Origin of the sequence: Flavobacterium flavipallidum (assembly GCF_038289905.1) — a bacterium.
GTDB lineage: Bacteria > Bacteroidota > Bacteroidia > Flavobacteriales > Flavobacteriaceae > Flavobacterium > Flavobacterium flavipallidum.
Genome location: NZ_JBBYHU010000032.1, coordinates 15,081 through 35,045, shown reverse-complemented (window position 1 = coordinate 35,045; position 19,965 = coordinate 15,081). Strand labels below are relative to the sequence as shown.

Annotated in this window: 13 protein-coding genes; 4 read left to right on the top strand and 9 right to left on the bottom strand. The window is 34.6% G+C overall.

The window, feature by feature from the left end:
- Positions 1-76: 76 nt before the first annotated feature.
- A complete protein-coding gene (locus tag AAEO59_RS13580) occupies positions 77-727 on the bottom strand; it encodes an NADPH-dependent F420 reductase (protein ID WP_341701296.1) in 651 nt (216 codons plus the stop codon).
- Between the two features lie 101 nt (positions 728-828).
- Positions 829-1,446 carry a Crp/Fnr family transcriptional regulator gene (locus AAEO59_RS13575; protein ID WP_341701295.1) on the bottom strand — a complete coding sequence of 206 codons (618 nt, stop codon included), beginning with the start codon at positions 1,444-1,446 and terminating at the stop codon, positions 829-831.
- 184 nt (positions 1,447-1,630) lie between these two features.
- Between AAEO59_RS13575 and AAEO59_RS13570 the strand changes: the two genes are divergently transcribed.
- The 4 genes from AAEO59_RS13570 to AAEO59_RS13555 all read left to right on the top strand — a co-directional run bounded on the left by AAEO59_RS13570 (position 1,631) and on the right by AAEO59_RS13555 (position 8,841).
- Positions 1,631-2,959 carry a TolC family protein gene (locus tag AAEO59_RS13570; protein ID WP_341701294.1) on the top strand — a complete coding sequence of 443 codons (1,329 nt, stop codon included), beginning with the start codon at positions 1,631-1,633 and terminating at the stop codon, positions 2,957-2,959.
- A 6-nt stretch (positions 2,960-2,965) separates the two neighbouring features.
- On the top strand, positions 2,966-4,024 hold the full coding sequence (locus AAEO59_RS13565; RefSeq protein WP_341701293.1) for an efflux RND transporter periplasmic adaptor subunit: 1,059 nt from the start codon (positions 2,966-2,968) through the stop codon (positions 4,022-4,024).
- Between the two features lie 10 nt (positions 4,025-4,034).
- Complete coding sequence (locus AAEO59_RS13560; protein ID WP_341701292.1) at positions 4,035-7,145, top strand: efflux RND transporter permease subunit; 3,111 nt, start codon at positions 4,035-4,037, stop codon at positions 7,143-7,145.
- Between the two features lie 217 nt (positions 7,146-7,362).
- Positions 7,363-8,841, top strand: coding sequence for a glycoside hydrolase family 30 protein (locus AAEO59_RS13555; protein WP_341701291.1), 1,479 nt, complete (start codon positions 7,363-7,365; stop codon positions 8,839-8,841).
- Positions 8,842-8,911: 70 nt separating this feature from the next.
- On the opposite strand, the gene AAEO59_RS13550 is transcribed toward AAEO59_RS13555, so the two are convergent.
- From AAEO59_RS13550 to AAEO59_RS13520, 7 genes are all read right to left on the bottom strand, one after another.
- The gene (locus AAEO59_RS13550; protein WP_341701290.1) at positions 8,912-9,865 is read right to left on the bottom strand and encodes a transketolase family protein; all 954 of its coding nucleotides are present in this window, start codon (positions 9,863-9,865) and stop codon (positions 8,912-8,914) included.
- A gap of 63 nt (positions 9,866-9,928) precedes the next feature.
- Entirely contained in the window at positions 9,929-10,783 is an 855-nt protein-coding gene (locus tag AAEO59_RS13545; protein WP_341701289.1) for a transketolase, read from the bottom strand.
- Between the two features lie 149 nt (positions 10,784-10,932).
- The gene (locus AAEO59_RS13540; RefSeq protein WP_341701288.1) at positions 10,933-11,961 is read right to left on the bottom strand and encodes a glycoside hydrolase family 43 protein; all 1,029 of its coding nucleotides are present in this window, start codon (positions 11,959-11,961) and stop codon (positions 10,933-10,935) included.
- A 31-nt stretch (positions 11,962-11,992) separates the two neighbouring features.
- Entirely contained in the window at positions 11,993-13,426 is a 1,434-nt protein-coding gene (locus AAEO59_RS13535) for an MFS transporter (RefSeq protein ID WP_341701287.1), read from the bottom strand.
- A gap of 23 nt (positions 13,427-13,449) precedes the next feature.
- On the bottom strand, positions 13,450-14,574 hold the full coding sequence (locus tag AAEO59_RS13530; RefSeq protein ID WP_341701286.1) for an endo-1,4-beta-xylanase: 1,125 nt from the start codon (positions 14,572-14,574) through the stop codon (positions 13,450-13,452).
- A gap of 19 nt (positions 14,575-14,593) precedes the next feature.
- A complete protein-coding gene (locus AAEO59_RS13525; RefSeq protein ID WP_341701285.1) occupies positions 14,594-17,482 on the bottom strand; it encodes a glycosyl hydrolase 115 family protein in 2,889 nt (962 codons plus the stop codon).
- An 85-nt stretch (positions 17,483-17,567) separates the two neighbouring features.
- Complete coding sequence (locus AAEO59_RS13520) at positions 17,568-19,733, bottom strand: alpha-glucuronidase family glycosyl hydrolase (protein WP_341701284.1); 2,166 nt, start codon at positions 19,731-19,733, stop codon at positions 17,568-17,570.
- Positions 19,734-19,965 lie beyond the last annotated feature (232 nt).

Sequence of the window (19,965 nt, the reverse complement as noted above, 5' to 3'; positions counted from 1 at the left end):
ATTGAATCTCAAAAAAAAAAATATACTCTGCTTGAAGTTTTTTTGTCTTCAAACAGAGCTAAAAAGGGATAATTAATTAGACAACTTGTTGAGCCTCTTTTTTTGTAACAGTTTTACCCAAAGCGCCAAATTCGTGTAAGTCACCAAATACTTCAATACGAATGGATTGAGTAAGCCCTCCAACTTTTAAAGGTTCGAAACCATTATCGCGAATTAATTCTTCAATTTCGGCATCAATGCTGTTGTCATCTGTAGCATAAAATTCAACTGCTTTTTCTGGAGTTTGAAAAGACGCATCAGCCAAAGATGCAGCACCCAATGTTCCTAATGCTTTAGCTAATTTAGCTCCAGATGGTAATAAGGTTGAAAGAATTAGTCCTGCCGATTCGTCTGCACCAATTATTTTTTTGAAACCACCATTTTCATCTAAACCAATAGGATTTGAAGGGTCTACAATAATTTTACCTTCTAATTCGGTTGCATAAGTTTTTAAGAATTCTTTGATTGGATCAAAATAAATGGCTAATACAACAATGTCTGCTTCTTTAACTGCATCGGCAATAGTTGCTGGTTTTACATGACTTCCTAGTTTTTGAGAAAGTGTATTTGCTTTTTCAAATGTTTTGTCCGCTAGAATAACAGAACGATTTCCTTTTACAAGATTGGTAGCTAAAGCAGTACCGATATTTCCTAATCCGATAACTGCAACTTTTGATTTTTGTGTCATAACTATTTCTATTTTTGTTAACTATAATTTGTGAGTACAAAGTTCAGCCATTGGGGAAAGGTTTTCCAATGATATAGTTTAAGAAATAGTCTTGATCTAGATTAAGTATTTTTATTTATTTTGGCACGTTGGTTGCGCAAACGACTTAAGAATTCTGGAGTTACACCCAGAAAAGCAGCGATTTGCACCTGTGAAATTCTATTAATTAAGTGGGGATAACGATTTAAAAACTCCTCATAGCGTTCTTCTGCAGTTGAACTTATATTTTGTAATAATCGTTCTTGCAAATGAATATATCCATTTTCTATCAATACTCTAAAAATACGATCGAATATAGGAGATTGTTTGTATAAGGAAATAAGATCTTCTAGGTTTATTTGTAAAACAACGGTGTCTTCTATTGCATCAATATTTAACTTAGAAGGTTTCATTCCGTGGAAACTCCCTAAGTCATTAATCCAATTATTTTCTGCTCCAAATTGTAAAATATGAAGATTACCTTTCTTATCAATGTTATAGGTTCTTAGACAACCTCTAACTACAAAATTAAATTGTGTACACACATCGCCTTCTTGTAAAACATACTGTCTTTTTCGGTATAGGCGAGAACGGAACTTTTCTTTTACCATTCCAATTTCCAAGTCATTAAGTAGGTAACCTCTTTTTTTAAAATAATCAAGTAAAGGTTCAGTTGAGGTTTGAGGTACTTTTTCATTCATTGGATTGTCTTTAATACTTACAAATTTATACATTTTCCAAACGCATTCTTAGTTTTTGTCCTGCGTTTTGTATAAAAACCAGCAGAGTTTGTATAATAAAAAAAGCAAATATTACCCTATGGGCTACTTTAGCTCAATATAATAATAGTTTCCATTGAGGAAGTTAATAAGTAATTAAATTATTATGGGTAAAAAGATCGTTATACTATTCTTTTTTAGCTTTTGGCTAAAAACTAATGCCCAGGAAAATTGGACATTAAAGCAATGCATAGAATATGGTTTAAAAAATAATCGTAATAATACAATCTATGCCAACGAAAAACTGGCTGCTGATGCTAGGGCAAAAGAAGTACTTGCCGATTATTTACCACGTGTCAGCCTCACCTCAACACTTGATAATAACCTGAAATTACAACAAAGTGTAATTCCTGCCGGAATTTTTGGACCTGATGAAATGAGGGTATCACTAACACAAAAATACAACTCCAATTTCGTAGGACAACTGGACCAAGTTATTTATGACCAGTCGTTATTAACTGGGCTGAAAGCTAACAAATACAATAAACAACGAGCTGACCTTAATATAGAACAGAGCCAGGAAGCAATTATTTATAATATAAGTATTGCTTATTTCCAGATTTTTATTTTCCACCAGCAACTTGAATTATTGGAACACAACAGAGAAACTTATGAAAAGCAGATTGAAATATATAACTTACAAGTAAGCAAAGGAGTTACTCTTCAAAAGGATGTGGACAAAGTTAAGGTAGACAACAGTAATACCATTTCACAAATAAGGGTTGCCCAAAGCAACCTACAGCTGTCAGAAAACGAATTAAAATATGAAATGGGCTTCCCAATCAGTAATCCGCTCAAAATTAATCTTTCAACAGAAATAGAAACACCACTCTTACTTGAAAATAACACTAATACATTTTCTCCTGCTTCGAGAATAGATTACCAGCTTTCCGAGATAAATATAAAAACTTTGGAAATAGAGCAATCTCGCATCAAATATGAAGGACTTCCAAAACTTTCCGCCTACTTCCGTTATGGTGCTGTTGGTTTTGGGGACAATCTTAACGCAGCTTATAATGAACTACTTCCGTATTCTGCGGTAGGTTTAAAACTAAGTATTCCCATACTTGACTTCTATAAACGAAATACACAGTATAAACAAGCAAAAATCAATCATATCAATGCGGAAGAAAATCTGAAGTTGACAGAAGGAAGATACAAAGTAGAATACGAAAACGCTAGTACAAAGCTTATACAGGCCCAAACAAATGTTGAGAACGACAAAAAAAACGTAGAGCTAGCTGAGTCGGTACTTAAGGTTACCAATTTACAATTCCAAAAGGGAACTACCAATCTAGCAGATTGGCTCAATACACAGAACTCGCTCAAAGAAGCCCAAAGCAGTTATCTCAACTCATTATACAATTATTACCAAGCCCGAATTGATTTAGAAAAAGCAGCGGGTACATTGAAAACCTTTTATAATTTACTTTAAATAGCAATGAAGAAAAAATTAATAATAACCTTGGTTTGCATCGGTATCACTGGTTTAATCATTATTAAATTAGTAACAAACAAAGAGAAGATTGATCAGAAGAATCAACCGGCACAGATTGAAAATGTTCATATACCTGTAACAGCAGCCACAGTTACGGAGGAAATACAAGAAGTAGAACTGATTAAAACTGGTAAACTAGCTCCATTTAAGGAAGCAAAAATTGTATCGACAAGCAGCGGAAATGTACAACGTTTGCTGTTTAATCTTGGTGATCATGTTCATCAAGGGCAGACATTAGCCATAATCGATACGCGATTAATAAAGCTTGATCTGCAAAAATCGGAGTCTAACGTATTAAAACTCAAACGCGATCTTCAAACCTATACTGATCTGCTTGAAGGCAATGCCGCTACACAGGAAAAAGTCAATGAGATTCGTCAGAACTATAATGATGCTGTAAATCTTTCTCAGCAATTAAGAAGACAAATTGCAGATGCCAACATCAAGGCTCCAACCAGTGGTATTATTGGAATCAAGACTGTTGAAGAAGGTATGTATGTTACTGCCGGAGAAGAGATTGCTTCCATCGTAAATCTTTCTCAATTAAAAGTACAGGTATATTTTACAGAAGCAGAAGTGTATCAGATTGTCGTTGGTCAAAAAATTAAGCTGAGAACTGACGTGTATCCCGATAAATCATTTCTCGGTACGGTTACTTTTATCAGTCCCCAGGCAAATCAGGTTCACAATTATCAGGTAGAGATTACGGCAGCCAATGAAAAGGATGCGCCTTTACGTTCGGGCACCTTCGTTTATGCCAATTTTTCAAGAAAAACAGCCCAAAAAATTCTTTTGATTCCACGTGAGGCACTGAACGAAAGTACTCAGAATGCTTCTGTATATGTTGTTCAGAAAGACAAAGCTTTATTACGTAGTATCAAGGTTGGGACGGAGTATGGTAAAAAGATACAAGTGACAGACGGCTTACAAGCAGGAAATGTGGTCATTACATCGGGACAGATCAATCTGAAAGATGGTACTTTAATTAATGTTTCAAAATAAAGAACAGAATATGTCAATAACAGGGATAGCCATAAAAAGGCCATTATTACTAATCGTTATATTTACGGTACTGATTCTTTTCGGGATTCAGTCCTACTTAAGCCTGAACTATAACTTACTCCCAAAAATCGAAGTGCCTACTGTTTCCGTGAGTACCATATATCCCGGAGCTTCGGCAGCAGAAGTACAAACTACGGTAACCAAGAAATTGGAAGATCTTTTTTCTTCCGTAGAAGGACTGGATAAAATCAATTCTACTTCTCAGGAAGGAGTTTCTATTATTACAATAGCGTTTAAAAGCGGAACAGATATTGACAAGGCGGAACGCGATGTACAGCGTAAAGCCGACCAAGGACAGAACTTGCTTCCTGAAGATGTAGAAAAGCCTATGGTAAACAAGATAAACTTAGAGGAAACCCCGGTGATTAAAGCGGGTTTGACAGCTAATATGGCTCCTCGCAATCTGTACGATCTTGTAGACAAACAGCTAAAACCAATATTACAGAATGTTGCCGGTGTTGGTCAGGTGTATATTATTGGTGGGGACGAACGTGAAATACATATCAACATCAATCAGGACAAACTTTTTGCTTACAATCTTTCCATTACACAAATTACTCAGGCAATCAATAATGCTAATCTTTCCTTTCCTGCAGGCAGTATCGAAACACAAAATCAACGGCTTTCCATTCGCTATGATGCTAATGTAAAGTCACTAGGCCAGCTGCGTGACCTCATCATATTTCAACATCCGGAACAGGGAGTTATCTATCTGAAGGATGTTGCCGAAGTGGTAGATGCAACAGCCAGGACAACGGCTATTAATCACATTAACGGTATTCCATCCATTGGAGTACAGATTATCAAACAAAGTGATGCGAATGCTGTTGATGTCAGTAAACAAGTAAAAAAAGTATTTCAAAATATCGAAGACCAGTACAAAATAAACAACCTTAAATTTAATATATCCACTGACCAGAGTTTATATACCCTCCATGCAGCTAATTCTGTAATGTTTGATTTAATGCTGGCTATTCTTATTGTTGGGATAGTTATGCTGGCATTTCTGCATAGTTTCAGGAGTTCTATGTTTGTACTGGTAGCATTGCCTGCATCTATTATACCCACCTTCATTGCCATGTACCTGCTTGGGTTCTCACTAAACCTAATGACACTGATGGCGCTGTCATTAGTAGTTGGTATATTGGTAGACGACTCCATTGTGGTTCTGGAAAACATATACCGACACATGGAAATGGGTTCTGATAAAGGCACGGCAGCTCTTGAAGGACGTAACGAAATTGGTTTTACTGCACTTTCAATTACATTAGTAGATGTGGTGGTTTTCCTTCCACTAGCATTGGCCGGCGGAATGATAGGTTCTATACTTCGGGAATTTTCACTTGTGGTAGTTATATCAACCCTCATGAGCCTTTTTGTGTCTTTTACTGTCACTCCTTTATTGGCAAGTCGTTTTGGCAAACTGGAACATTTAAAAGGAGATTCACTTTGGGGGAAAATTAATCTTGGATTTGAGAAATTTATTGATACCATGAAAGAAGATTATGGAAAAATGCTGCAAAAGGTACTTCATAAAAAAAGATGGCTGTTATCCCTGACTATCTTTTTAATTATCGGTGCAATTGCTTTGGTTCCGACAGGATTTATCGGCGCAGCATTTATTCCAAAAGCAGATCAGAGTGATTTGATACTGAATATGGAACTGGAACTTACGGCAACTGTCTATAAGACCAATTTACTGGTACAACAGGCTGAAAAGATTCTTTTAGATCAGCCGGAAGTTGAAAAAGTTTTTTCAAGCATCGGGTTCGTAAGCGGCAGCGTATCAGGAACTAATAGCAATTCCAATCTGGCTGAACTGACAGTGACATTGGTAGATAAGAAAAAACGAAGTATGACTGCCGAAGAATATGGAACGTTCATCCAAAGAAAATTAAGTGCAGCCATTACCGGTGCTAAGTTTTCTACTTCCTCGACATCTATTACCGGAAATGTTAGCAATGCTCCAATACAGATAGCTGTTAAAGGAGTTAATCTTAATGATGTGCGTCAGGTCTCAGAAGCTTATAAAAAAGTAGTGGCAGAAATACCGGGAACACAATTCGTAAAACTATCCGTAAAGGACAAAAAACCTGAAGTGGACATTAAGCTAAACAGGGAAAAGATGAGTTTATTTGGGCTTAACGCCAGTATGGTGGGGGCAGCGCTTCAAAATTCGTTTAATGGAAGCGATAAAAACCAATTTAAACAGGAAGGTAATGAATATAATATTATTGTTGGATTGGATAAATTTAATCGTTCGGATATTAAAAATGTAAAGAATTTATCTTTTATAAATTCTGAAGGGCAGACAATAGTGCTGAGTCAGTTTGCTGAAGTTACCGAAAGTCTTTGGGAAACAACGCTGCAACGTATCGACCGCATGGGGGCAATTACAGTACAAGCCAATGTAGCTGGTCGTCCGACCGGAACCGTCACGGATGAAATCAAGGAAAGAACAAAATCTATTAAGGTTCCTGAAGGTATCAGCATAGAATATCTGGGTGACTCAAAAAATCAGGGGGATGCTTTCGGAAGTCTCGGACTGGCACTTATTACAGCTATTCTGTTGGTGTATCTGATCATGGTTGCATTATATGAAAACGCAGTGTATCCATTTGTAGTACTCTTTTCGATACCTGTAGCTTTGGTTGGGGCATTTTTGGCACTTGCCCTTACGATGGAGACCCTCAACATCTTTACTATCATTGGAATGATTATGCTTTTAGGTTTAGTTTCAAAAAACGCAATACTTATTGTGGATTTTACCAACAAACTTAAAGCAGATGGATATAGTATAAAAGAAGCACTTGTAGAAGCAGGTAAAGAGAGGCTTCGTCCTATATTGATGACGACTCTCGCTATGATCTTTGGGTTGCTACCTATTGCATTGGCAAGCGGAGCCGCATCTGAAATTAAAAACGGAATGGCGTGGGTAATTATTGGCGGATTAACAAGCTCTATGATTCTGACACTGTTTGTGGTGCCCAGTATCTATCTTATTATTGATACCCTTTTGATAAAGATATTTGGAAATAGAAAGAAGGATGTCGTAGTTTAAAATTTCACAAATTTGCGATGCTGAAGTTGTATATGAAAGGATAAATAATAAACTGAACAGTAAATTTTAAGAAAACAGGAAGAAGTATTAGAAGAATTCAATTTCTAAAGAATTAGTTACAAATTATAGAGAATTAAATTTAAAAACTGAAAAATAACTGTATATTTGACACTTATGAATTACTTAAAATTATTAAACCTTTTCAACTAAAAAGACTATGAAAACATATCAGAATTTAATAATTGGCTTATTTTTTACCTTAAGTAATGCGTCATATTCCCAAACAGTGAAATGGATAAAAAGTAATGAAGGAAATTATTGGCAGGAGAAAAAAATAGCATTAAAGAAAAAGGCTGAAGGTAAACCAGATATTGTAGTTGAAAACGAAAAAGAACTTCTTACTTTCAAGGCATGGGGAACCTGTTTCAATGAGTTGGGCTGGGATGCGCTTAACCTGCTTCCTCAATCACAAAGAGAATCGGTTTTAAAACAGCTTTTTTCACAAGATGGTGATCTTCGATTCAATTTGGGGCGCTTCTCGATGAATGCTAATGATTATTCACGAAACTGGTACAGTTCAGATGAAGTAGACGGTGATTTTCAACTCAAAAATTTTAATATTGATCGGGACAAGACTACCCTGATTCCCTATATCAAAGCAGCTCAAAATTATAATCCAAACATGACTTTCTGGATTTCACCATGGTCTCCTCCGTCTTGGATGAAAATAAACCACTACTATTCCGTTCGCAGCGATAAGCAATTCAATGCGATGTCACCTCTGTCGGATGTTTCACTTTATGAAGATAATAAGGAAAAAGATGTAAGGGTTTTTCCAAATCAGTTTACTGTAAATGATTATTTTATACAAGATCCCAGATATTTAAAAGCTTATGCAAATTATTTTTGCAAGTTTATTGATGCTTACCGTGAGCAAAAGATTTCAATCAATACGGTAATGTACCAAAACGAAGCTTACAGTTATACAATTTATCCAGGCTGTGCATGGACAGCAGAAGGTACTATACGTTTTAATGTCGAATATCTTGCACCTGCCTTGAAAGAGAAGCATCCTGAAGTATCGCTATATCTTGGAACAATTAATACCGATAGATATGACGTGGTTGACGAAATTCTTTCCGACCCGCGAATGTCAAAAACGATAAAAGGGATTGGTTTCCAATGGGAAGGAGGAAAGATACTTCCTCGTATTCGGGAAAAATATCCCCAATATAATTATGTGCAGACAGAAAGCGAGTGCGGTTGGGGGTCTTTTGATTGGAAATCATCCGAACATACTTTTGGATTAATAAATCATTATTTGGCAAATGGCTGTACTGAATATACTTTTTGGAATGCGATTTTAGCAGATGATGGTGTCAGTGGATGGGGATGGAAACAAAATGCACTTATCCGTGTGGATTCCAAAGCTAAGAAAGCCACTTATACTCCAGAATATTATGCGGTAAAGCATTATGCACATTATGTATCTCCGGGTTCCAAACTGCTTTCATACAAAGAATCAGGCGAGGATAAAAAGCCTATTCTGGTTTTTAGTACACCAGAAGGCAAAACGATTATTATTGCGGGAAATTTTCAAGATAAAGAGCAAAAGTTAGTAGTGAAGTCAGGTACGGTATTTTTAGACTTGATGCTTGATGGTCATTCCTTAAATACATTTGAAATCAATAAATAGTTCGAAAATGTATTCAATTAAAAAACCGTCAAATTTACTTTTGACGGTTTTTTTATATTTAAGACTCGAATTATTTTCTTTTGATAACTCTTTCTACAGCTTCAACAATCGCCTGATTGTTTAATTTGTATTTTTCCATCAATTGCTCAGGAGTTCCAGACTCACCAAAACTATCTTTAACAGCAACAAATTCCTGTGGAGTAGGATTGTTTAAAGCTAATACACCTGCAATGCTTTCTCCTAAACCACCAAGGTAGTTGTGTTCTTCAGCAGTAACGATACATTTAGTTTTAGCTACCGATTTTAAAATAGCTTCTTCGTCTAATGGTTTAATCGTGTGGATATTGATTACTTCAGCAGAAATTCCTTTTTCTTCTAATTTCTCTGCAGCAACCAAAGCTTCCCAAACTAAGTGACCTGTAGCTACGATAGTTACATCAGTTCCTTCGTTTAACATAATCGCTTTTCCAATTACGAAAGGCTCGTCAGCAGGAGTAAAGTTAGGCACTACCGGACGTCCAAAACGTAAATAAGCAGGGCCATGGTGATCAGCAAGTGCGATAGTAGCCGCTTTAGTTTGGTTGTGGTCACAAGTATTGATAACTGTCATTCCCGGTAACATTTTCATCAAACCGATATCTTCAAGGATTTGGTGTGTAGCTCCGTCTTCTCCTAAAGTTAATCCGGCGTGAGAAGCACAGATTTTTACGTTTTTATCAGAGTAAGCAACAGATTGACGAATTTGGTCATAAACTCTACCTGTAGAGAAGTTAGCAAAAGTTCCTGTGAACGGAATTTTTCCACCAATTGTTATACCTGCAGCAATTCCAATCATGTTTGCCTCAGCAATTCCGATTTGAAAAAAACGCTCCGGATGATTTTTCTTGAAATCATCAAATTTTAATGATCCAATTAAATCTGCACAAAGTGCTACTACATTTTCATTTTTATGACCTAATTCAGTCATTCCTACTCCAAAACCTGAACGGGTATCTTTACTTCCTGTATTTATATATTTTTTCATTTTCTAATTTAGATTTTTGCTAGTATCCTAACTGAATACTAATTACTGAATACTGAACACTTATTAATAATCTGAATTGCCTCCAGTATTATAATTTTGTCCTAAAGCATTTTCAAGTTGAGCATCATTTGGTGCTTTACCATGCCAAGCGTGGCTGTACATCATGTAATCAACTCCGTTACCCATTTCAGTATGTAACAATACACAAACCGGTTTTCCTTTTCCTGTTCTTGCTTTTGCTTCAGCCATTCCTCCAATGATAGCTTCAACATCGTTTCCTTTAGTGATTTCAACTACTTCCCAGTCAAAAGCTTCAAATTTAGCGCGAAGACTTCCCATTGCTAAAACTTCGTCAGTAGTACCATCAATTTGTTTTCCGTTAAGGTCAACAGTAGCAATTAAGTTGTCTACATTTTTAGCAGAAGCATACATGATAGCTTCCCAGTTTTGACCTTCCTGTAACTCACCATCACCGTGAAGTGTATAAACGATATGTTTGTCGTTGTTTAATTTTTTAGCTTGTGCAGCTCCAATTGCTACTGATAATCCCTGACCAAGAGAACCAGATGCAATACGTACTCCCGGCAAATTGTCGTGAGTAGTTGGGTGTCCTTGTAGTCTTGAATTTAACAAACGGAAAGTTGCTAATTCAGAAACAGGGAAATAGCCACTACGTGCTAAAACGCTATAGAATACAGGAGAGATGTGACCGTTTGACAAGAAGAATAAATCTTCTCCAACTCCGTCCATGTCCCAACCTTCTTTGCGCTCCATTATATTTTGATACAAGGCTACCAAAAATTCGGTACAACCTAGAGAACCTCCCGGGTGACCTGAATTAACAGCGTGAACCATTCGAAGGATGTCTCTTCTTACTTGGATAATTAAATCGTTTAATTGTTGAGTGTTAGGTTTCATTTTATGTTTTGTAATTAGTCTTTTTTAGTTTTACTTTTCTAAATTCTAAGACATTATTTTTTTTGACGACAATATTTATTACAATTAAGATTTATCTATAATTGATTCATAAACCAAATATCTAGAAGGATACTAACTTTGAGAATAAATTAAAGTTCTAAGTCTATGTAAGGATTTATCGGAATAATAGTTCCATCTTCATTATACTTAATTTCTGTTACTTTAATAGATCTCAAATGAGTTATTCCTTTTGATAAACTGGAATCATGATAGAATAAATACCATTTTCCTTCTACTTCGCAGATAGAGTGATGTGTAGTCCATCCAATGACTGGGTTAAGAATTTTACCTTGATAAGTAAAAGGACCATAAGGATTATTACCAATTGCATAACAAATATAATGAGTATCTCCAGTAGAGTAGGAGAAGTAATATTTTCCATTGTATTTATGTACCCATGAAGCTTCAAAAAAACGACGATCATTATCTCCTGCTAAAAGCTCTTCGCCGTTTTCATCCAGAATTTTAATTTCTTTTGGTTCTTCGGCAAATTCCTTCATATCATCTGTCAACAAGGCAATAATTGGTCCTAAAGCAGGTTCATTAAATAAAGGCTCTTCATTTTCTTCAGAATATTTGTTGTTTCTGTAATTTTGAAGTTGACCTCCCCAAATTCCACCAAAATACATGTAATATTTTCCATCTTCATCTTCAAAAACGGCAGGGTCAATAGTGTAACTTCCCTTAATAGCTTCTGGTTCTGCAATAAATGGCCCTGTTGGAGAATCACTAATAGCTACACCAATTTGAAAAATTCCATTGGCACGTTTGGCTGGGAAATACAGATAGTATTTTCCGTTTTTATGTGCAGCATCAGGAGCCCACATTTGTCTCTCCGCCCAAGGTACATCTTTTACGTGTAATGCAACACCATTGTCTTTTGCTTCAGCGTTAACGTTATCCATTGAGATGACATGATAGTCTTCCATTCCAAAATGATCACCATTATCATTGAATGGAATTTCGGCATCAACGTCATGTGATGGATAAATATAAATTTTACCATTAAATACATGTGCAGATGGGTCTGCTGTGTAAATGTGTGAAACCAATGGTTGAGAAATGGCTTTTTCGGCTAATTCTTTAAAATCTATGTGTTGAATACTTTCTTCTGGCATTTTATTAAATTTTAATGTGTGGTAATAATGATTAAGCTCTTCTTTGTTTTAAATCCGATTCTATTTGTACTTCCATTTTTTTATTGATTTCATAGAAAAACAATAATCCAACTCCTATTATAAAAGGGATTGCAGGAAAAATGCTTATTAATAATTTTATTCCGTTTATAGCGGTTGCAGATTGTTCTAATGCGTTTGGGATATAGTTAAAATAACCTAATAGTGATGTTGTCAAAGCTCCACCAATACTCAATCCAGCTTTTAATCCTACCATCATTGCAGAAAATATTATAGCTGTAGCCCGGCGATTATTTTTCCATTCCGAATAATCGGCAACATCGGCAATCATAGCCCAAAGTATAGGGATCGTTATACCGTAGAAAAATCCGTGAAAAATTTGAGAGGCAAATATCAATATCACTGATTTTGGAGAAAAGAAATAAAAAGCGATAATAAATAGCGTAGAGATAAAAAGGAAAAAACCAAAAATGTCTCTTTTACCATATTTATCGGCTAATTTTTTTGACAAAGTGATTCCAACAATCATAAAAATAATACCACCGGCATTAAATAATCCGAAACCAGCAGCAATTGGATCTTCTCCAAATTGATTCAATCCAATGGAGTTTAAAACATCTAAAATAGGTTGGATAAGAATGGCTAATTCTTGTTTATCAACATAATTTTCGAAATAATAAACATAGGCTCCACCTTTCATTGCTAGAGTAATAAAAACTAAAGTAGTTAGGGTTAACATAATTAACCACGGCTTGTTTTTTACTAAATCGGTTAGATCTTCACGAACACTTGATTTTTGTTCTGGTTTAGGGATAATTCGCTCTTTGGTTGTAAAAAAGGTGATTAGAAGCATGATGGTACCAACGATGGCTAATACAGTCATAACTTTTTCGATACCAATTGCCTTATCACCATTTCCAGCACTTTTTATGATTCCCAGCATAAAAACTTGTACAAAAAATTGTGCAAACATAACGGCAACAAATCGAAATGATGAAAGGCTGTTACGTTCTCCCATATCGCCTGTGATAACTCCACTCAATGCAGAATAGGGCAGGTTGTTACCAGCATATAATAACAATAAAAGGGTATAGGTTACTACAGCATAAATGACTTTGCCTTGGTATGAAAAATCGGGAGTAGTAAAAGCTAATAATGCTACTATTCCTAAAGGAATTGCTGTCCATAAAATCCAAGGTCTGAATTTTCCCCATTTAGAAGTAGTTCTGTCAGCAATAGCTCCTATAACGGGATTGAAAATAAAGGCAGCGACTAATCCAACTGATAACATAATAATAGATGAATCTGTTGGTGACAGACCGTAGATATCAGTATAAAAATAGGCTAGGTAGGTCATCAGGGTCTGGAAAACCAAATTAGCAGCAAGGTCTCCTAAGCTGTAGCCAATTTTTTCTTTTAATGATAATTTTTGTGAAATTGAAGACATGTATTTTTTTGTTTAATGATATTTTATTTTTCTGTTTTTAACGAGATGATAGTTTTGTAAGCTTTTTTAGGTTTAAATTGTCTATCAAACAATAATGGATAATTAGTTCTGCCTTTTATTGGCCAATCATTAAGCCAGGTTTGTCCATCGTTTACCCCCCAAAAAGTCACTCTACTAATTTTATCCTTATGTTTTAAAAATAGTTTAAAAATGTCTTCGTAACGTTTTGCTAATTGGTTTTGTACCGATTCAGGAAGTGCAGTTGGATATGGATTCATTTTTTCACTATTTTCAAAATTTTGGTTTACATCAGCTCCTTGTAAATCCCAAGGATTTGGAAGTACAGTAATATCTAATTCTGAAAAAGCTACTTTAACTCCTAGTGCAGAAAAGTCAAGTATGGTTTGTTCAATTTGCTCTAATGAAGGACTATTTAAAGTCCAATGTCCTTGTTCTCCAACACCGTCAATTTTAGCTCCGCTTTTTTGAAGATATTTTACAAGTTCTACAGCTCCTTTTCGTTTAATAGGTTCGCATAAACTGTAATCATTATAGTATAAATCTGTTTTTGGATCGATTCCTGCTGCAAGTTTATAAGCATGAACTAAATAGTCTTTACCAATAGTGTTAAAAAAAACGGACTTTCTTAAAGTACCATCTTCCTCCAAAGCTTCATTTACTACATCCCAAGAGTCAATTTTTCCTTTGTATCGGCTAACAACTGTGTTGATATGATTTTTCATGAAAGCTTTCATTTCGACACTATCTTTAATTTCCTTTACCCAAGGAGCTAATTGACTATGCCATATCAAGGTATGCCCGTGAATAAACATCTTGTATTTCTTTCCTAAGGCAACAAATTTATCTGTTGTATCAAAGAAATAGTTTCCTTTTGTAGGCTGTACATACATCGACTTCATGATGTTTTCAGCAGTAATACTGTTAAATTCTCTTGAAATCACTTGGGTAGCTAAAGGGTTGGTTGTATTGATTTGATCTAAGCTTAATGCTGTCCCAATAAGGAAATCTTTACGGTAAGCATTTTTTAGAGAAGTTTTCCCCGTATCATTTTTATAGATTTTATTATTACAACTACTTAAAGAGATTATTGCAGCAAGGAATAATATAAGTGGTTTTTTAGATTTCATATTAAATATTTGATTGAAATTAATTTTTGATTTTTGGGCTTTCTTCAGGACCAAGATTAGTTGGCTTTAATTCGCTTTTTTCTGTTTCTATTACAATACTTTGAAGTACAAGACCTTCATCAATTCGATAATAATTCAAAGTATGATTTCCTGCCTTTTCTATATTGAATTCTGTAGTAACTACCTTGAGATTGTTACGTACGTTTTTATCCCAATCCTTAGTCACTTTTCCATTATAATCAAATACGATGGGTTCAAAAGCATAATTAACTTTTACTGGTTTTTCATTATCAAATGACAATCCGTAGTACATACCTTCTCTTGTTGAATAATTAATAGTTGGAGAAAAATAGAGTTGTACTTTTACTTTACCAGTGTTTTTAAAATGGACATCATAAGAAAGTTTTGGAGAATTCTCATTCAGTGCAACTCGTCCACTTTTGATAGGTGTAGAAATAACTGCTCCTTCTTTTTTTCCTAGATTATCGACAACTTTCCATTTAAAAGAATCGGGTTCATGTTTACTTGAATAATTCACGGCTTGTATTGCGATAAATCCATTGTTTTCAATAAAACCTTTTGCATTTTCCAGATTGGAATTGTCGATTTTGATATAAACTGGAATTTCTTTTCCTGCTCCTGTTATCGTAAAAGAAGCTGTTTGATCTCCTTTTGGAGCTTTTTTCCAATTTATATTTACAAAAATCCTCTCTTGTTTATCAATAGAACCTTTTGTTTTTGAAATTTTAATCCATTTGTACTTTGATGCAATTTTATAATCAAAAGCAACATTTCCTCTATTAAAGATTTCAATGTATGAAGTGTTTTTAGAAGAATTAAAAGTTGGTAATGTAGCTTTTTCACTAGCTGCTGGCCACCATTTTGTTGAACCTTCAATCGCAACACCTATTTCAGCTTCAGACGGTATTTCAATCGTTTTTGTTAAAGGTATGATATTAGTTTTTGGATCTTGCCAACTTGTATAGCCAATATGAGTTTGTGACATCATATTGTTCCATTTGCCATTACCCATTTTATGGTAATAGTCTGAAAGCTCAGCATCTTTATTAAATAATTTTTTTACTTTTTCAGCATACTCATTCGTTATTGCTCTACCTTGGTTGATATATAAATGATTTTTTGCTGTTGTAACATAAAGTTCGTTCAAATTAGCACTTGCCAAAACAGGGTATAAAACTAATTGATAAAAAGCATCTTTGTATTCTGGTTTAAGTTGCGCATCAATTTCTTGTGCTTTTTGTGCCAATTTCTTGTAATCAGAAACTACATTTTCAGCTTCATTATAATGGATTAAACTATAAGTAGTAGGATCCAATAGTTCTGGTTTTCTACGAGCATTGTATTTAGAATACATTTTTATTAAAGTTGCAATCTCTTGAGTGTTTTGTCCTCCAAAATTATCCTTTGCCCATTGGTAATAATAGTCCTTAAGACTCGTTTCATTCCAGTATTCTGGATTCCATGCATAATCTAAAAAGAATTCGGTAGGGAACTCCATTGGTTTAATATCACCTACATTTACAATCCATACTTTATCTACTCCGTGTTCGTAAGCCAAATGCATTTGTTCCCAAATGCGCTCAATTTGGTTAGTATTAATCCATTTGTAACTTCTTGGCCCACCTACATAATCAAAATGATAATACATTCCATAACCACCTTTTCTAGGTTTTGCATCTAAGGCTGGTAGTTTTCTAACATTCCCCCAGTTATCGTCGCACATCAATAAAGTGATATCGTCTGGAACTTTCATTCCTTTGTCATAGTATTCTTGAACTTCTTTGTATAAAGCCCAAATTTGTGGAGTTTGATCAGCAGGTTTTTTAGTGACTGTACTTATAATTTCACGTTGCGATTTAACAATGTTTTCTAATAAATCAATAGCTGTTCCTTCGGTCATAGGCTCATCTCCATCGCCTCGCATACCTACAGTAATTAAGGTTTCTTTATTTCCTATTCTTTCAATTCCTCCAGTCCAGAATTTCTTTAAATTCTCAGAATTTTTATTAAAATCCCACGCACCATTAACACCTTTTCTCCATTCTAAATGAGCTCTAGTTAAAGGTTCATGGTGAGAAGTTCCCATAACAACCCCATATTCGTCAGCTAAAATTGAGTTTTGAGGATCATCAGTATTAAATCTTTCACCCCACATAGCTGGCCATAAATAATTTCCTTTCATTCTAAGAATTAGTTCAAAAACCTTATCGTAAAACTTAGAATTAAAATTTCCATATTTTTCACGAACCCAACCTGTAAGTGCTGGTGCCTCGTCATTAATGAATATACCACGGTATTTTACTTTAGGTTCTCCTAAAGTGTGAATGCCTGGTTGTACATGCAACTCAGATTGTTTTTGTGCAGGTACATCAGCCCAAAATGCCCATGGAGTTACACCAATTTGATTCGATAGGTCATAAATTCCATAAATAGTTCCTCTTTTGTCAGAGCCAGCAATTACTAATGCTTTTTGTACTCCCGCAATAGGATTATTTACAATTTGAGTTGTAAATTTTTCCCATTTACCATGTAGTTGACTAGCATCAATTTTACCTTCTTTGGCTAGTTGATCTATAATCGAACTTTTACCTAAAGTACCAATGATTACAATGTAGTTTTCGGTAACCGCTTTTTTTATAATATTTGGTAAGAAATTAGTTACCGAACGAATGTCATTTTGAAGATGGCTTACGACACGTAAAACACCGGGATAGTCATTATCACTAACTAATATTGAAGCTACTTTTCCATTGGATGCCAAAGGAAAACTTTCATTTGAAGCTTCGTTTTTTACATATTTATTTGGATTTATAGCATAACCAATGTTTATTATTGAAAACAATAATAGAAGTGATAAAAATGTTTGTTTTTGTGTTGAAAGTATCATTATTAATTCTGTTTTATTTTATTCTTCAAAAGACAAAAGTTTGGATTTTAGTATAAATATTTTATACTGTTGTATAATTTCGGTATTAATTTCCCGGTGCAAACGGAAATTTTAAGGATTGAAAATAGTTTAATGTTTGTGTTGGTTTTTCAACTCCTTTAGGTAATTCTTTTCCTGAGAATTGTTGAAAATATAAGAGGCAGGCATCACGCCACCATTTTGCTTCTTTACGTTGTATATTAAGAAGCATTTGAACTTCTTTAAATCTTGTTTCGTCTAAATAGTTTTTCATTTGGTCCCAAGTCGTTTGCATTTTTTCGACCTGATTCACACCTTCTTGGTATTTAAGAGCTAGTCCGTTCCATAGTGTTTCACCGTTTTTCAATTTATAATCCCATGATAAATGGTGAAACCACAATAAATCTTTTTCTGGACAGCTGGCCGTATTATCAAATATTTTAGCTAGTTCAGCTGCGTATTGTGCTGTTGCATTACTTCCTGTTTTAGAACGGTCAAAACCTATTCCTTTAGTATCAGCTTTATGATAATAAACAGGATTCCATTCTGGTCTTGAAAGAGTACTTACCCATGGTCCTGGCCCGTAGTGGTGGCCTGTATCCATAATATGGTGTAAGCCCAAAGGAGTCATGTAATTGACTATTGCTTCTCTCGATTCAAGCATCATTTCTTTTACCGGCTTGATAAAGTTTTCTTCATTAGAGAAAGTCATTCGCAACCAGTCTTCAGCGATAGTTTCTGAATCAAGATATGGATTCCATGCTTGTCTTCCAAATCCATACCAATTCGCTTGCGCAAAGGGATGTCCTGTCCAGTTGATATCATTACCAATATTTGCCACTCCGGCAATACCCGTAATTTTATGATTGTTTAATGAGCCATCAATTATTTTGACAACCGTAGTGCCTTTACCTTTTTGATAGGTATCTGATTCTAATGTTTCCTGAAATAATTTGGGTAGATAAACTAAATGGGAGCTAAAACCTAAATATTCCTGGGTGATTTGAAATTCCATCATTAAAGGCGTTTTAGGCATGGCACCAAACATTGGATGAAATGGTTCTCTAGGCTGGAAGTCAATTGCTCCATTTTTTACCTGTAAAATAACGTTTTTCTTGAATTGTCCATCATAAGGAACAAATTCGCTATATGCCTGTTTGGCTCTGTCATTAACATCGTGTTCTGAATAAACAAAAGCTCTCCACATAACGATTCCCCCAAAAGGTGCCACAGCATCGGCAAGCATATTCGCTCCATCAACATGGTTTCGACCGTAATTTTGTGGGCCAGGTTGACCTTCTGAATTGGCTTTTACTAAGAATCCACCAAAATCGGGAATCCTTAGGTAAATTTCTTTAGCTTTTTCTTCCCACCAGTTAATTACTTCGGTATCATAAGGATCAGCGGTTTTTAAGCCACCAATTTCTATTGGAGCCGAAAAACGAGCTGTTAAATAGACTTTTATTCCGTAAGGTCTAAAAGTATTTGCTAAAGCTTCCACTTTTTCTAAATATTGAGGTGTTAATATTAAAGCACTAGCATTTACATTATTTAGAACTGTACCATTAATACCAATAGAAGCGTTTGCTCTTGCATAATCTATATATCGCTGATCTATAAATTCAGGTAATTTGTGCCAATTCCAAAGTGATGAACCCGCATAACCACGTTCTATTGTTCCATTGAGGTTATCCCAATGGTTAAGAATTCGGACATTGATTTTTGGTGCATCAGTGATAGCTAAATTTTCAATAGATTGATTGGTTTGAAGTAATTTCAAAAAATTAAAAACACCATATAATACCCCTATATCTGTTTTTCCAGTAATTAGTAGGTGTTTTTTGTTTTTTAATTGGATGGATTTGATAATATATCCTTCTTCATTAATTATATCAAACTCGTTTTTTATGTTTTTTAAAATAGCTTCGTTTAAGGATGATTTATTTCCTAAAATCAACATGTTTTCGGTATTAGTGCTCTGTTGAAGAGCGATTTTTCGATCTAATAAACCTGAAATGCCTTGTTGTAACTCTTTTGTTGCAGCCTGAATAGTTTCCGAATTTCCCAAGGGATAAATTCTATAAATTTTAGACTGATAGTTTGAAGCTATTTTGTTGTCTTGAATTTTTTTGTATTGAAGCCACAATTTGTAATCTTCCTGAGCAGATATATTACAAGGTGCTATCAATAAATAGAGTTGTAAGATAATATATAAGAAGAATGATTGGTTCATGTGGGATTGATTTATTGAATGTACTAATTATTCATAAAAATTTCCTTATATTAAATCGTTTAGATAAAGATATAAGGTTGACTTTGAATTGTTTTTACTCTTTTTATTAGTGTATTATTTTTTGTTTATATTTGCAATCGGTTGCGTAAAAGTAAAACATTGTGTCATATAAAAAAAAAAAATCTTGTATTTTTTTTGTATTCTTTAAAAAGAAACAAAATAACTAAGAAAT

Coding starts and splice junctions, on each gene's coding strand:
- AAEO59_RS13575 (WP_341701295.1), bottom strand. CDS start 1,446: ATGAATGAAAAAGTACCTCAAACCTCAACTGAACCTTTACTTGATTAT.
- AAEO59_RS13545 (WP_341701289.1), bottom strand. CDS start 10,783: ATGAAACCTAACACTCAACAATTAAACGATTTAATTATCCAAGTAAGA.
- AAEO59_RS13540 (WP_341701288.1), bottom strand. CDS start 11,961: ATGCCAGAAGAAAGTATTCAACACATAGATTTTAAAGAATTAGCCGAA.
- AAEO59_RS13565 (WP_341701293.1), top strand. CDS start 2,966: ATGAAGAAAAAATTAATAATAACCTTGGTTTGCATCGGTATCACTGGT.
- AAEO59_RS13520 (WP_341701284.1), bottom strand. CDS start 19,733: ATGAACCAATCATTCTTCTTATATATTATCTTACAACTCTATTTATTG.
- AAEO59_RS13550 (WP_341701290.1), bottom strand. CDS start 9,865: ATGAAAAAATATATAAATACAGGAAGTAAAGATACCCGTTCAGGTTTT.
- AAEO59_RS13560 (WP_341701292.1), top strand. CDS start 4,035: ATGTCAATAACAGGGATAGCCATAAAAAGGCCATTATTACTAATCGTT.
- AAEO59_RS13555 (WP_341701291.1), top strand. CDS start 7,363: ATGAAAACATATCAGAATTTAATAATTGGCTTATTTTTTACCTTAAGT.
- AAEO59_RS13580 (WP_341701296.1), bottom strand. CDS start 727: ATGACACAAAAATCAAAAGTTGCAGTTATCGGATTAGGAAATATCGGT.
- AAEO59_RS13570 (WP_341701294.1), top strand. CDS start 1,631: ATGGGTAAAAAGATCGTTATACTATTCTTTTTTAGCTTTTGGCTAAAA.
- AAEO59_RS13530 (WP_341701286.1), bottom strand. CDS start 14,574: ATGAAATCTAAAAAACCACTTATATTATTCCTTGCTGCAATAATCTCT.
- AAEO59_RS13535 (WP_341701287.1), bottom strand. CDS start 13,426: ATGTCTTCAATTTCACAAAAATTATCATTAAAAGAAAAAATTGGCTAC.
- AAEO59_RS13525 (WP_341701285.1), bottom strand. CDS start 17,482: ATGATACTTTCAACACAAAAACAAACATTTTTATCACTTCTATTATTG.